Annotated in this window: 13 protein-coding genes; 8 read left to right on the forward strand and 5 right to left on the reverse strand. The window is 38.7% G+C overall.

Annotation, left to right across the window (positions count from 1 at the left end; all coding sequences use genetic code 11):
* Positions 1-17 precede the first annotated feature (17 nt).
* The 8 genes from ftsA to ileS all read left to right on the forward strand — a co-directional run bounded on the left by ftsA (position 18) and on the right by ileS (position 8,966).
* A complete protein-coding gene (gene ftsA, locus GPZ88_RS07080; protein ID WP_158913306.1) occupies positions 18-1,391 on the forward strand; it encodes a cell division protein FtsA in 1,374 nt (457 codons plus the stop codon).
* A 19-nt stretch (positions 1,392-1,410) separates the two neighbouring features.
* A complete protein-coding gene (gene ftsZ / locus GPZ88_RS07085) occupies positions 1,411-2,736 on the forward strand; it encodes a cell division protein FtsZ (protein WP_039697285.1) in 1,326 nt (441 codons plus the stop codon).
* Positions 2,736-3,410 carry a YggS family pyridoxal phosphate-dependent enzyme gene (locus tag GPZ88_RS07090; RefSeq protein WP_006531551.1) on the forward strand — a complete coding sequence of 225 codons (675 nt, stop codon included), beginning with the start codon at positions 2,736-2,738 and terminating at the stop codon, positions 3,408-3,410. Before ftsZ ends, GPZ88_RS07090 begins: the two co-directional genes overlap by 1 nt.
* 12 nt (positions 3,411-3,422) lie before the next feature.
* Entirely contained in the window at positions 3,423-4,031 is a 609-nt protein-coding gene (locus tag GPZ88_RS07095) for a cell division protein SepF (protein ID WP_166043825.1), read from the forward strand.
* Positions 4,032-4,034: 3 nt separating this feature from the next.
* Positions 4,035-4,292, forward strand: a complete 258-nt coding sequence (locus GPZ88_RS07100) for a YggT family protein (RefSeq protein WP_006531549.1) — start codon at positions 4,035-4,037, stop codon at positions 4,290-4,292.
* Positions 4,289-5,074 carry a YlmH family RNA-binding protein gene (locus tag GPZ88_RS07105; RefSeq protein WP_166043827.1) on the forward strand — a complete coding sequence of 262 codons (786 nt, stop codon included), beginning with the start codon at positions 4,289-4,291 and terminating at the stop codon, positions 5,072-5,074. The genes GPZ88_RS07100 and GPZ88_RS07105 overlap by 4 nt, the downstream gene beginning before the upstream one ends.
* Before the next feature lie 10 nt (positions 5,075-5,084).
* Positions 5,085-5,843, forward strand: a complete 759-nt coding sequence (locus GPZ88_RS07110) for a DivIVA domain-containing protein (RefSeq protein ID WP_074559481.1) — start codon at positions 5,085-5,087, stop codon at positions 5,841-5,843.
* A 324-nt stretch (positions 5,844-6,167) separates the two neighbouring features.
* Positions 6,168-8,966, forward strand: coding sequence for an isoleucine--tRNA ligase (gene ileS / locus GPZ88_RS07115; RefSeq protein WP_166043829.1), 2,799 nt, complete (start codon positions 6,168-6,170; stop codon positions 8,964-8,966).
* Between the two features lie 88 nt (positions 8,967-9,054).
* Here ileS and GPZ88_RS07120 read toward each other — a convergent pair whose 3' ends face one another.
* The 5 genes from GPZ88_RS07120 to GPZ88_RS07140 all read right to left on the reverse strand — a co-directional run bounded on the left by GPZ88_RS07120 (position 9,055) and on the right by GPZ88_RS07140 (position 13,256).
* Complete coding sequence (locus GPZ88_RS07120; RefSeq protein ID WP_020916381.1) at positions 9,055-9,357, reverse strand: DUF1827 family protein; 303 nt, start codon at positions 9,355-9,357, stop codon at positions 9,055-9,057.
* 71 nt (positions 9,358-9,428) lie between these two features.
* Positions 9,429-9,875 carry an NUDIX hydrolase gene (locus tag GPZ88_RS07125; RefSeq protein ID WP_158913312.1) on the reverse strand — a complete coding sequence of 149 codons (447 nt, stop codon included), beginning with the start codon at positions 9,873-9,875 and terminating at the stop codon, positions 9,429-9,431.
* Between the two features lie 195 nt (positions 9,876-10,070).
* The gene (locus GPZ88_RS07130) at positions 10,071-12,356 is read right to left on the reverse strand and encodes an ATP-dependent Clp protease ATP-binding subunit (RefSeq protein ID WP_074563274.1); all 2,286 of its coding nucleotides are present in this window, start codon (positions 12,354-12,356) and stop codon (positions 10,071-10,073) included.
* A 139-nt stretch (positions 12,357-12,495) separates the two neighbouring features.
* Positions 12,496-13,029, reverse strand: a complete 534-nt coding sequence (locus tag GPZ88_RS07135; protein WP_158913314.1) for a DUF3278 domain-containing protein — start codon at positions 13,027-13,029, stop codon at positions 12,496-12,498.
* A gap of 29 nt (positions 13,030-13,058) precedes the next feature.
* Positions 13,059-13,256 (reverse strand): helix-turn-helix transcriptional regulator, encoded by a 198-nt coding sequence (locus tag GPZ88_RS07140; RefSeq protein WP_039697275.1) that lies wholly within the window; start codon positions 13,254-13,256, stop codon positions 13,059-13,061.
* Between the last annotated feature and the right edge of the window lie 158 nt (positions 13,257-13,414).

Consider the following 13,414-nt stretch of genomic DNA (forward strand, 5'->3'; position numbering starts at 1 on the left):
ATAGTGAGGTCGAGTGAATGGCTAGAAATGGCTTTTTTACAGGATTAGATATAGGGACAAGCTCGATTAAAGTTCTAGTAGCAGAATTTGTTTCTGGCGAAATGAACGTGATTGGTGTGAGTAACGTTCCCAGCACGGGAGTAAAAGACGGTATTATTATAGATATTGAAGCAGCTGCAGAAGCAATCAAAACAGCGATTGAACAAGCAGAAGAAAAAGCTGGAATGACAATCGATAAGATTAATGTTGGTCTTCCAGCTAATCTTCTTCAAATCGAACCAACTCAAGGTATGATTCCAGTTCCAAGTGAATCAAAAGAAATCAAAGATGAAGATGTTGATAGCGTTGTTAAATCAGCATTGACTAAGAGCATCACTCCAGAACGTGAAGTTATCTCTTTGATTCCAGAAGAATTTATCGTTGATGGTTTCCAAGGTATTCGTGACCCACGTGGCATGATGGGAATTCGTTTGGAAATGCGTGGATTGATTTATACTGGGCCAACAACAATTCTTCATAACCTTCGTAAAACAGTAGAACGCGCTGGTATCAGTGTTGAAAATGTTATTATTTCACCACTTGCTTTGGCAAAATCAGTTCTTAACGAAGGTGAACGTGAATTTGGTGCTACTGTGATTGATATGGGTGGCGGTCAAACAACCGTTGCTTCTATGCGAGCACAAGAATTGCAATATACAAACATCTATGCAGAAGGTGGCGAGTATGTCACTAAAGACATTTCTAAAGTCTTGAAAACTTCTATGGAAATTGCTGAAGCCCTTAAATTTAACTTTGGTCAAGCAAACTTAGAAGAAGCAAGCTCTTCAGAAACTGTTCAAGTAGATGTTGTTGGTAGCGAATCTCCAATTTCAGTTAGTGAACGCTACTTATCAGAAATCATTTCTGCACGAGTTCGCCACATTTTAGATCGTGTTAAACAAGATCTAGAACGTGGACGTTTACTTGATCTACCAGGAGGAATTATCCTTGTTGGTGGTGGAGCAATTATGCCAGGTGTGGTAGAAGTTGCTCAAGAAATCTTTGGAACAACTGTCAAACTACACGTTCCAAATCAAGTTGGTATCCGCAACCCAATGTTTGCTAATGTTATTAGCTTAGTTGAATACGTTGGTACAATGAGCGAAGTTGATGTTATTGCTCAACGTGCGGTGTCTGGTGAAGAATTACTTCGTCGTAAACCAGTTGATTTTGAACCACAACCAAAAGTACAAGCACCACAACGAGTGGTTTATAACAATGAACCTGCTGTCCCAGTTAATGAAAACATGGTACCACAGCCAGCTCCAGTTCAGCCTGTACAAAGACACGAAGAACCAAAATCAAAATTTAGCGAACGTGTTCGTGGTATTTTCGGAAGTATGTTTGACTAATAATAAGTGAGGAATAAAAATGGCATTTTCATTTGACACAGCATCAGTACAAGGTGCAGTTATTAAAGTTATTGGTGTCGGTGGTGGCGGAGGTAACGCCATCAACCGCATGATTGATGAAGGTGTTGCTGGTGTTGAATTTATCGCAGCAAACACTGATATCCAAGCATTGAGCTCTTCAAAAGCTGAAACTGTTATTCAGTTGGGCCCTAAATTGACTCGTGGACTCGGTGCTGGAGGACAACCTGAGGTTGGTCGTAAAGCCGCTGAAGAAAGCGAAGAAGTATTGACTGAAGCTCTTACAGGTGCTGATATGGTCTTCATCACTGCAGGTATGGGTGGTGGATCTGGTACAGGTGCTGCACCAGTTATCGCACGTATCGCTAAAAGCCTTGGAGCTCTTACAGTTGCAGTTGTAACACGTCCATTTGGTTTTGAAGGTAACAAACGTGGTAACTTCGCTGCAGAAGGTATCCAAGAACTTCGTGAACAAGTTGATACATTGCTTATCATCTCAAACAACAACCTTCTTGAAATCGTTGATAAGAAAACTCCACTTCTTGAAGCTCTTAAAGAAGCAGATAACGTGCTCCGTCAAGGTGTTCAAGGTATTACTGATTTGATTACAAATCCAGGTCTTATCAACCTTGACTTTGCCGATGTTAAAACAGTTATGGCTAACAAAGGTAACGCTCTTATGGGTATCGGTATCGGTTCTGGTGAAGAACGTATCACTGAAGCAGCTCGTAAAGCTATCTTCTCTCCACTTCTTGAAACAACAATCGATGGTGCTGAAGATGTTATCGTTAACGTAACTGGTGGTCTTGACATGACTCTTACTGAAGCAGAAGAAGCTTCTGAAATCATCAGTCAAGCAGCTGGTAAAGGTGTTAACATCTGGCTTGGTACATCTATTGATGATACTATGAAAGATGAAATCCGTGTAACTGTTGTAGCTACAGGTGTTCATCAAGATCGTGCAGAACAAGTCGCAGGATTCCGTCCACAAGCAACTCGTTCATTTGCTCAAAATAATGCACAACAAGCAGCTGGTGCGCAATACGCTTCAGAACGTGCTCAACAACCTGGTCAAGCCGCTTTTGAACGTCGTTCAAACTTTGACTATGATATGAGCGAAAACCATGCAATGCCAGCTCCACAACAACCAACAGCAAATCAATCACAACAAAAAGATAATTCATTTGGAAATTGGGACCTTCGTCGCGACAACATCGCACGTCCGACAGAAGGCGAACTTGATAGCAAATTGACAATGTCAACATTTACAGCTAATGAAGATGCTGATGATGAACTTGAAACACCACCATTCTTCAAAAATCGTTAATGACCGATTTTCAAAAAAATAAAGACCTTGTTTTTGAACAGGTTGCGCAAGCAACAAAAGCAGCCAATCGTTCACAAGAAAGTGTCAAGATTATTGCTGTGACGAAGTATGTTGATAGTGGTGTTGCTGCTCGTCTTATTGACACAGGTATTGAACATATTGGTGAAAATAGGGTCGATATGTTTCTGGATAAGTATGAAGCGTTAAAAGATAAAAATTTAACATGGCACCTAATCGGTACTCTACAGCGTCGTAAAGTAAAAAATGTCATTAATTACGTTGATTATTTTCACGCTTTAGATTCTGTTAAATTAGCTGCTGAAATCCAGAAAAGAGCAGAGCATCCCATTAAATGCTTCCTACAGGTTAATATTTCCGAGGAAGAGAGTAAACACGGCTTTAAAGTTTCAGAAATTGATGAAGCTTTAGCTGAAATCTCTGACTTTGATAAAGTGGAAATTGTAGGATTGATGACGATGGCGCCTAAGAATGCTTCTGAAAGTGAAATTGACGACATTTTTGGAAAAGCCGACAAACTTAGACAAGAGTTGCAGGCACGACAATTAGCTCATATGCCGTTTACCGAATTAAGTATGGGCATGAGTGGTGATTTCCCAATTGCTATTCGCAATGGGGCAACTTTTGTTAGAATTGGATCATCATTCTTTAAATAACGGGAGAAAAACATGGCTTTGAAAGATAAATTTGACAAACTAATCTCTTATTTCGATACTGATGAGGTAAGTGATGTTGAAGAAACTGTTGAAGATGAGGTTAGACAACCTCGTGTTCAACAACAAGTTGAGGCTAAGCCACAGCAAGCACCTAGACGCGCAGAACAGCAATTCTCATCAGCACGAGCTCAACAAGTTCAAGCTGGTGGTGCTGTTCGTCAACGTGTGCAACCTCAACAAAGACGTGCTACTGATGAAAATCCGCACGTTCATTCATTGAATCAACGTCGTGAAGAACAATTACAAGTTCGAAACAATCAAACGACTACAACAATTGCCTTGAAATACCCTCGTAAATATGAGGATGCTCAAGAAATTGTTGATTTATTGATTGTTAACGAATGTGTATTGATTGATTTTCAATATATGCTTGATGCTCAAGCACGTCGTTGTCTTGATTTTATTGATGGTGCAAGTAAAGTTCTTTATGGTAGTCTTCAAAAAGTTGGCAGTTCAATGTATTTGTTGACACCATCAAATGTCATCGTCAATCTCGAAGAACTTCCAATTCCAAATGCGGGACAAGATGTTGGTTTCGACTTTGACATGAAGAGACGTTAATATATGATTTTTGTATTAATTGTACTATTAAAAACCATTCAATTTTACTCTTATCTGCTAATTGCGTATGCGCTCCTATCTTGGTTTCCAGGTGCGTATAACACTGGATTTGGTCGTTTACTGGTTCAAATTGTTGAGCCAGTAATTAAACCTTTTCAACGTTTAAATCTTCAATTTATGGGATTGGACTTTACGATTTGGGCCGCGGTTATTGCCTTAAATCTCTTGAGTCGCTTTCTTATTATGTTATTGGTTCGATGAAAAAAGAAATTTACCAACATTTTCGACCTGAAGAGTATGATTTCATTGAAAAAATGGATGACATCGCTCAGAGGGTAGAAGAGACATACGCTTATTCATTAACAGATTTTCTAAATCCTCGCCAAGTTGATATTGCTAAAAGTATTCTTGGAAATCGAGGCTTGCGTTACTTTGTTTCGAGTGATTATTATCCTGCAGAGTACGCACGTATACTAGTTGCACCTGATTACTATGAGCTAAATTTGGAAGATTTCGAGTTAGCACTGCTAGAAGTGAATTATAATTCGAAGTTTAATCAATTAACTCACGCTCAAATAATGGGAACTTTGCTTCACAAGCTTGGAGTTAAGCGAACGATTATTGGAGATATTTTAGTTGAGCAAGGCTACGCACAGTTATTAGTTACGAAAAGTATGGTTGATTATTTTCGAGTTAATGTTACTAAGATTGCAAAAGCAAGTGTAAGCCTAAAAGAGATTCCGCTTGACCAGTTAATTAAGGGAAAAAAAGAATCTCATCAACTAGATATCATGGTTTCAAGTATGCGTTTGGATAAAGTTCTAGCAACAGTTTTGAAGCTTTCTAGAAGTCAAGCTATTCACTTGATCAGTGCTGAAAAGGTAAAGCTTAACTATCAGGCGCTTGATAGACCTTCAGAAATGCTTCAAGTTGGAGATTTGATTAGTGTTAGAGGATTTGGTCGGTTTTCTATCTTAAGTGAGAATGGGCTTACGAAGAATGGAAAATACAAATTGACCGTAGATAAGATGATACATAAATAAGGAGAAATCAATGGCACTTACAGCACTTGATATTAAAGATAAAACATTTAAATTAAAATTTCGTGGATACGACGAAGAAGAAGTTAATGAATTTCTTGATATCGTTGTAGATGACTACGAAGACTTGGTTCGTCGCAATCATGAACAAGAAAACAGAATCAAAGATTTGGAAGACAAACTTGCTTACTTCGATGAGATGAAAGAATCTTTGAGCCAATCTGTTATTCTTGCTCAAGAAACTGCTGAAAAAGTTAAAACATCAGCTAATGATGAAGCTGCTAACCTTGTTAGCAAAGCTAACTACGATGCACAACATTTGATTGATGAAGCAAAATCTAAAGCAAACCAAATCTTGCGCGATGCAACAGATGAAGCTAAGCGTGTTGCGGTTGAAACAGAAGATTTGAAACGTCAAACACGTGTCTTCCACCAACGTTTGGTTGCTGCTATCGAAGGTCAACTTGGTTTGACAAATTCACCAGAATGGACAGAATTGTTGCAACCAACAGCTGTTTACCTTCAAAATTCAGATGCAGCTTTCCGTGAAGTTGTTGAAAAAGTTTTGGAAGAAGAAATGCCTGAAGCTGATGATGAATTGTCAATGGATGCTACACGTCAATTCACTCCAGAAGAAATGGAAGAATTGCAACGTCGTGTAGAAGCAGGAAACAAACACCTTGAAGAAACACAAAAACTTCCTGTTATTGACGATGCTGATGACATCAATCTTAACGAAACACAAACATTTAAATTAAATATTGAAGAATAAGAAAAACGCGATTGATATGCTATATTAACAGCGAGTGGACGATGGTGCGAGGTCTGCAATCACTGGGATATCAGTTATCCTTTTCTAAGATTTTATCTGAATGAAGTAAGATAAAAGGGAGAAACTCACCTTACGGGTTAAAGAGGGAAATTTAGATTTCTACCTTATTTTTCAGTGTAGCTAAATTTCTAAACTAAGGTGGTACCACGAGCTTTCGTCCTTACTGAGACGAAGGCTCGTTTTGTTTTACCACTAAAAAATGTCATTTTTCTGTCAATGAGTCAATCATGGGCAGTTGAATATTATTTATTATAAGGAGTAGTCATGAAATTAAAAGAAACGCTTAATCTTGGAAAAACTGCTTTTCCAATGCGTGCTGGACTCCCAAACAAAGAGCCTAAATGGCAAAAAGAATGGGAAGAAGCAGACATCTATGCTAAACGTCAACAATTAAACGAAGGCAAACCTTCATTCAACCTCCACGATGGACCTCCATATGCCAATGGTAATATCCACGTTGGTCACGCCATGAACAAAATTTCTAAAGACATTATTGTGCGTTCAAAATCAATGTCTGGTTTCCGTGCTCCTTATGTTCCTGGTTGGGATACACATGGACTTCCAATTGAACAAGTATTGGCTAAAAAAGGTGTAAAACGTAAAGAAATTCCTTTGACTGAATACCTTGAAATGTGTCGTGAATACGCTCTTAGCCAAGTAGACAAACAACGTGAAGACTTCAAACGTCTTGGTGTGTCTGCAGATTGGGAAAATCCTTATGTAACACTTATCCCTGCATACGAAGCTGCACAAATCCGTGTCTTTGGTGCAATGGCAGATAAAGGTTATATCTACCGTGGTGCTAAACCAGTTTACTGGTCATGGTCATCAGAATCAGCTCTTGCCGAAGCTGAAATTGAATATCACGATATTGACTCAACATCTCTTTACTATGCTAATAAAGTTAAAGATGGTAAAGGTGTGCTTGATACTGATACTTACATCGTTGTTTGGACAACAACTCCATTTACAGTAACTGCTTCACGTGGTTTGACTGTTGGTCCTGATATGGATTATGTGGTTGTTAAACCTGCTAACGATGATCGTAAATTTGTTGTTGCGGAAGCTCTTCTTGATGGCCTTGCTGAAAAATTCGGTTGGGAATCATTTGAAGTTCTTGCAAAACACAAAGGTACTGAACTTGAATACATCGTTACTGAACACCCATGGGATACAGAAGTAGACGAACTTGTTATCTTGGGTGACCACGTTACACTTGATTCTGGTACTGGTGTTGTCCACACTGCCCCAGGTTTTGGTGAAGATGACTACAATGTAGGTATCAAATACAATCTTGAAGTTGCTGTTACAGTTGACGAACGCGGTATCATGATGGAAAATGCTGGTCCTGAATTCCAAGGTCAATTCTATGATAAAGTTGTTCCAACTGTAAAAGAAAAACTTGGTGATCTTTTGCTTGCTAGCGAAGTTATCACTCACTCATACCCATTTGACTGGCGTACTAAAAAACCAATCATCTGGCGTGCTGTTCCACAATGGTTCGCCTCTGTTTCTAAATTCCGTCAAGACATCCTTGATGAAATTGATCGTACAACATTCTATCCAGAATGGGGTCGCACTCGTCTTTACAACATGATTCGTGACCGTGGTGACTGGGTAATCTCACGTCAACGTGCTTGGGGTGTTCCACTTCCAATCTTCTATGCTGAAGATGGTACAGCAATCATGACTAAAGAAGTGACTGACCACGTGGCTGACTTGTTCGAAGAATTCGGTTCAATCGTATGGTGGGAACGTGATGCCAAAGACCTTCTTCCTGAAGGATTCACTCACCCAGGTTCACCAAATGGTGAATTCACTAAAGAAACTGATATCATGGACGTATGGTTCGATTCAGGTTCTTCATGGAATGGTGTGATGAACGCTCGTGAAGGTTTGGAATATCCAGCTGATCTTTACCTTGAAGGTTCTGACCAATACCGTGGTTGGTTCAACTCATCATTGATTACTTCAGTTGCCGTTAACGGACATGCACCTTACAAAGCTGTGCTTTCACAAGGTTTTGTTCTTGATGGTAAAGGTGAAAAAATGTCTAAATCTAAAGGTAACATCATTTCACCAAACGACGTTGCAAAACAATACGGTGCTGAAATCCTTCGTTTGTGGGTTGCTTCAGTAGATACTGACGCTGACGTACGTGTTTCTATGGAAATCCTTGGTCAAGTTTCAGAAACTTACCGTAAAATCCGTAACACACTTCGTTTCTTGATTGCTAATACAACTGATTTCAATCCAAATAAAGATGCTGTAGCTTACGAAGACTTGCGTTCAGTTGATAAATACATGACTGTTAAATTCAACCAATTGGTAGCAACAATCCGTAAAGCTTATGAAGACTATGACTTCATGACAATTTACAAAGCTGTTGTTAACTTCATCACAGTTGATTTGTCAGCATTCTACCTTGATTTTGCCAAAGACGTTGTTTACATCGAAGCAGCAGACAATATTGCTCGCCGTCAAATGCAAACAGTCTTCTACGATATCTTGGTTAAAATCACTAAATTATTGACTCCAATTCTTCCACACACAGCTGAAGAAATTTGGTCATACCTTGAATTCGAACCAGAAGAATTCGTTCAATTATCAGAATTACCAGATGCTGAAGTCTTCGAAGGTCAAGAAAACATTCTTGAAGAATGGGATGCCTTCATGACACTTCGTAACCAAGCTCAAAAAGCTTTGGAAGAAGCTCGTAACGCTAAAGTTATTGGTAAATCATTAGAAGCTCACTTGACAATTTACGCTGGTGAAGAAGTGAAAACTCTTCTTGCAGCCCTTGATAGCGACATTGCTCAATTGTTGATCGTATCACAATTGACTGTTACTGACGAAGCTGCTCCAGCAGATGCAGTTGCCTTTGATGGTGTTGCCTTTACAGTAGCACATGCTGAAGGTGAAGTTTGTGATCGTTGCCGTCGCGTAGACCCAACAGCTAAAGAACGTTCATACGGTGTTACAATTTGTGACCACTGTGCTGAAATCGTTGAAGCTAACTTCCCAGAAGCAGTTGCAGAAGGCTTTGAAGTTAAAGCAAAATAATGCGATAACCTATAATAACTAAAAACGAACTCATTTGAGTTCGTTTTTTTTGTATGTAAACTAAAAAAATCAGGTTTTAAAAACCTGATTAGTGAACTGTTGGGAAGGAAATTTCAATTAGATTTGCTGTATGCAAGGTTTTCAACTGATCTAATTGAACGGTAGATTTGTCAATTTTGCGTTTGAGGAAAAATTCCCGAATGGCTTCGATTTCACTTTCTTTGATAGCACGATACTTGTTTGAAATCAACAGTTCGTAATGACTTGGTGCTTTAGTGAAAACAACATCGGTATTTCCTGCAGAGTAAGTCTCAACGAGTTTAGCGTCCGTGTTTCGAAGCTGGTTACGAACTAGCTCGGAATGACTACTTGTTGTGTTGATTAACCTCATAAATTTCCTCCTATGAACTTTCTACCATTATTATAACACTATTTTAGGTGAAAAACTTAGATTATGAGATTTTAATGATGATTTTTTTTCCAAGCATCAACACCCCATTTATGGCTGCCACGTTTTAATTTTACAATAGCTTCATCGACTGGGAACCAAGCAAGGTGATTAAAATCTTCAAGTGGTGCCCCAATTTTTTCATAATGTGTGACTTCATAGAGGTAAGCTGGGTTATAAAAATAAGTATCACGATGACGTGAGTAGAAGTACTCGTCAGCTTGTCCGTAATAATAACCAATTTCAGCTGAAAATCCGAGTTCTTCAATAAGTTCGCGTTTTAAAGCTGAAAAATGATCTTCGCCCGCTTCGATTTCTCCGCCTGGAAGGAACCAAGAGCCGTTAGGGGCTTGAACTAAAATAATTTGGTCTTTAGTCGCATTTGGAATGATGGCATACACTCCGTAGCGAGCTTTGTAATCAACGTTATCAAGTTTTTCACCAAAAGTTGGGTTTGACATAATATTCTCCTATAAAACAAGTGTCCGAATGAGTGGAGATGGAATGATTAATCTCTAAAGTAGATTTGTAAGAGTGGCTATTGTTGTTATTATACTAAAAAAAGTTGTCTTTTGCTAGAAAATTGTCGGAATATTTTGATTTCTGGATTGTTAAAAAAGCCTAGAAAGCTAAAAACTTCCTAGACTTTGCTTTTATTATTCTGCTGAAACAGTTTCTTCTTTTTCAACTTTTTTAGCTGATTTGATGATGATTTTACCATTGCTTGTCATCACAGCTTTTAAATCTTTTTCAGTTGGGTGTTCAAGGTAGAAGTCTGTAATAGCATCTTCAATGTGATCTTGGATAGTTCGACGAAGTGGACGAGCGCCCATCTTAGGATCATATCCAAGGTCAACTAGTTTTTCTTTAACTTTGTCTGTTACTTCAAGGTGAATATCGTTAGTTGCCAAACGGTTGTTAACATCGTCAAGCATGAGGTTAACGATATGAAGGAGATTATCTTTGCTTAGTGCTTTGAATTCGATAATGCCGTCAAAACGGTTCATGAATTCAGGGCTGAAGAAGTCTCCAAGTTGACCAAGAACAGAATTTGTACGTCCTTCACGAGCAGCACCGAAACCAACAGAAGCTTCAGATTTGCCAGTACCAGCGTTAGATGTCATGATGATAATTGTATCTTTAAAGCTTACAGTGCGTCCTTGACCGTCAGTTAAACGCCCATCGTCAAGAACTTGCAAGAACATGTGCATGACATCAGGGTGTGCTTTTTCAACTTCATCAAGCAAGATGAGTGAGTATGGATTTCGACGAACTTTTTCAGTCAACTGACCAGCTTCTTCGTAACCAACATATCCTGGAGGGGCTCCGACGAGTTTAGCGACGGCGTGTTTTTCCATGTATTCAGACATGTCAAAGCGAATCATGCTATCAGCTGAACCGAAGAGTTCAATAGCGAGTTGTTTTGAAAGTTCAGTTTTACCAACACCAGTAGGACCGACAAAGAGGAATGAACCAATTGGACGGTTTGGTGTACCAAGACCAACACGGTTACGACGGATAGCTTTGGCAATCTTATCAACGGCTTCATCTTGACCAATAACGTGTTCTTTCAAGTCATCAGCAAGGTGAATTAATTGTGATTGTTCTTTTTCTTTTAAGTCACCAACAGGGATGTTTGTTTTTTCTTCAACGATTGCTTCGATAGTTTTCTCAGTAATCACTGGAATATCATCTTCGTTGATGGTTTGTTTTTGCATTTCCTTGTATTTAGCGATTTGATCACGGAAATATGCTGCGCGTTCATAATCTTCTTCACGAGTAGCTTGAGTTTTTAGGTTTTCTGCTTGAACTAAACGTTTGTCAATTTCTTTTGGATCAACAAAGTTGAGTGTCAAGTTCATCTTAGAACCCGCTTCATCGAGAAGGTCAATAGCTTTATCTGGAAGGAAACGGTCTTGAATGTAGCGATTTGAAAGGGTAGCAGCAGCTTCGATAGCATCATCACTGTATTTGACATGGTGATAATCTTCGTATTTCTTTTGAATACCACGAAGAATAGTGATAGTTTCTTCGACGCTTGGTTCGTCAACTTTTACAGGTTGCATACGACGTTCAAGCGCAGCATCTTTTTCGATGATACGGTATTCATTGAGAGTAGTTGCACCAACCAATTGTAGCTCGCCACGAGCAAGAGCGGGTTTCAAGATGTTACCAGCATCCATGTTACCGTCACCAGCATTACCAGCGCCGACAATTTCGTGGATTTCATCGATGAAGAGGATAACATCTTTACGTTCACGGATTTCTTCCATGAGTTTTTGCATACGTTCTTCAAATTGACCACGAATACCAGTTCCTTGAACAAGGCTTACCACGTCTAGGCGGATAACTTGTTTATTTTGGAGTTTTTGTGGAACGTTACCGTCTACAATTTTTTGGGCTAATCCTTCAACAACGGCAGTTTTACCAACACCAGGTTCTCCGATAAGAACAGGATTGTTTTTTGTACGGCGGTTAAGAATTTCGATAACACGAACAATTTCAGCATCACGTCCGATGACAGGGTCGATATCACCACGACGTGCGATATCAGTAACATTGATACCAAATTCTTCTAGCAAGCCCTTAGGTTCTTGCTGTGCTGGTCCGTTTGGGCGGAAATTGTTGTTGCCATTGCCACCGCGTCCGTTATTATTGCCTCCACCAGATTGAGTTGGAGGAGTATTTTGGAATCCTTGGCTTCCAAATGCTGGGAAGCCGCTGAGATTACTAAAGAAATCGTCGAAAGGATTCGATGATTGGTTTGTTTGGTTAGAAGATGATTGAGGATTACCTCCTAATCCTCCTAAAATAGCGTTATTTGGGTCAGTTTTCATAATTTGATAGCAATTTTGACACAAATCAATTTGCTTTTGCTGACCATTGACATTTGTATACAGGTGAATAGTAGATTCATTTAAATGACAATTTTGACAGAGCATATAAAATACCCTCCTTTCGTAATGTCTGACTAAAACAATAAAGGTCAAAGATAGTCAGATTTCATACTTACATTATAGCACTAGCCACTAGGAAATCAAGTAAAAAGCATTAAAAATTAGCACTCTTATAAAAAGAGTGCTAATTTTTTTCAGGGTCAATTTGACTAGCAGCCATAGACCCCATAATAGCTCCAAAGATAAAACCAGAAAAAATGAGGATGCTTAAGAAGAGAGGATTGAACAAAATTTCAAAAGGATTTTCACCTTCTTGCCATTTGATAAACATGTTAAAAACAAGCATAAAAATGGCAAAAACAACTCCACTAAGCCAGCCTTTTTTCTTAGCTTTTTGACGCTCTTTCTCAAGCTTATCTCTAGGGATTTCAAGAGGTCCCTGTAAGTCTCTATTGGTCAGCATTGTCATCATAACCATTGGCATGACAAAAATAATGACAAAAGCGTTGCAGTAGAGAAAAATTTCAGCAGATACTTTCCAGACAGTGCTCAAGAGAAAGGTAAGAGCTGTTGAAATAAATTCAAAAAGGAAGAGCAAGATAAATAATTTATTTCCAATACGGTTAACTTCTTGTTCACGGTATTCGTCCAATGCTCCATTAATACCATAAAATCGTTTGATGAATCGTGGCCATAGCGGCCCTTTACTTTTTTTCATGACTAAATCTCCTAAATCCCAATTCCTTTTTAAAGATGGCGAGTCTCCCAAAATAGTGTATTTAGATCAGTTCCTAATGCCTCGGCTAACTTGATGCAAAGGTCAAGTGAAGGATTGTACTTGTTATTTTCAATTAAATTAACGGTTTGCCTTGCGATTCCTATTTGCTTAGCAAGGGCTAGCTGAGAAATACCTAAATTAGTTCGAAATTCTTTAACTCGGTTCATTATTCCATCCTAATCTTTCTTGTACCAAGTATAGTACAATATATGTGACATGTCAATTATAAATGACATGTTTTTCTGAATTAAAATTTATTTTTATTCAAAATAGACTTGACAAGATGTATAATTATGCTAAAATTAGGTATATTATTCAAGAAGAA

It is taken from the genome of Streptococcus ruminicola, from assembly GCF_011387195.1.
Classification (GTDB): domain Bacteria; phylum Bacillota; class Bacilli; order Lactobacillales; family Streptococcaceae; genus Streptococcus; species Streptococcus ruminicola.

Bases quoted from the DNA above. Each gene is read 5' to 3' on its own strand.
- ftsA (WP_158913306.1), top strand. From the start codon at position 18: ATGGCTAGAAATGGCTTTTTTACAGGATTAGATATAGGGACAAGCTCG.
- ftsZ (WP_039697285.1), top strand. From the start codon at position 1,411: ATGGCATTTTCATTTGACACAGCATCAGTACAAGGTGCAGTTATTAAA.
- GPZ88_RS07090 (WP_006531551.1), top strand. From the start codon at position 2,736: ATGACCGATTTTCAAAAAAATAAAGACCTTGTTTTTGAACAGGTTGCG.
- GPZ88_RS07095 (WP_166043825.1), top strand. From the start codon at position 3,423: ATGGCTTTGAAAGATAAATTTGACAAACTAATCTCTTATTTCGATACT.
- GPZ88_RS07100 (WP_006531549.1), top strand. From the start codon at position 4,035: ATGATTTTTGTATTAATTGTACTATTAAAAACCATTCAATTTTACTCT.
- GPZ88_RS07105 (WP_166043827.1), top strand. From the start codon at position 4,289: ATGAAAAAAGAAATTTACCAACATTTTCGACCTGAAGAGTATGATTTC.
- GPZ88_RS07110 (WP_074559481.1), top strand. From the start codon at position 5,085: ATGGCACTTACAGCACTTGATATTAAAGATAAAACATTTAAATTAAAA.
- ileS (WP_166043829.1), top strand. From the start codon at position 6,168: ATGAAATTAAAAGAAACGCTTAATCTTGGAAAAACTGCTTTTCCAATG.
- GPZ88_RS07120 (WP_020916381.1), bottom strand. From the start codon at position 9,357: ATGAGGTTAATCAACACAACAAGTAGTCATTCCGAGCTAGTTCGTAAC.
- GPZ88_RS07125 (WP_158913312.1), bottom strand. From the start codon at position 9,875: ATGTCAAACCCAACTTTTGGTGAAAAACTTGATAACGTTGATTACAAA.
- GPZ88_RS07130 (WP_074563274.1), bottom strand. From the start codon at position 12,356: ATGCTCTGTCAAAATTGTCATTTAAATGAATCTACTATTCACCTGTAT.
- GPZ88_RS07135 (WP_158913314.1), bottom strand. From the start codon at position 13,029: ATGAAAAAAAGTAAAGGGCCGCTATGGCCACGATTCATCAAACGATTT.
- GPZ88_RS07140 (WP_039697275.1), bottom strand. From the start codon at position 13,256: ATGAACCGAGTTAAAGAATTTCGAACTAATTTAGGTATTTCTCAGCTA.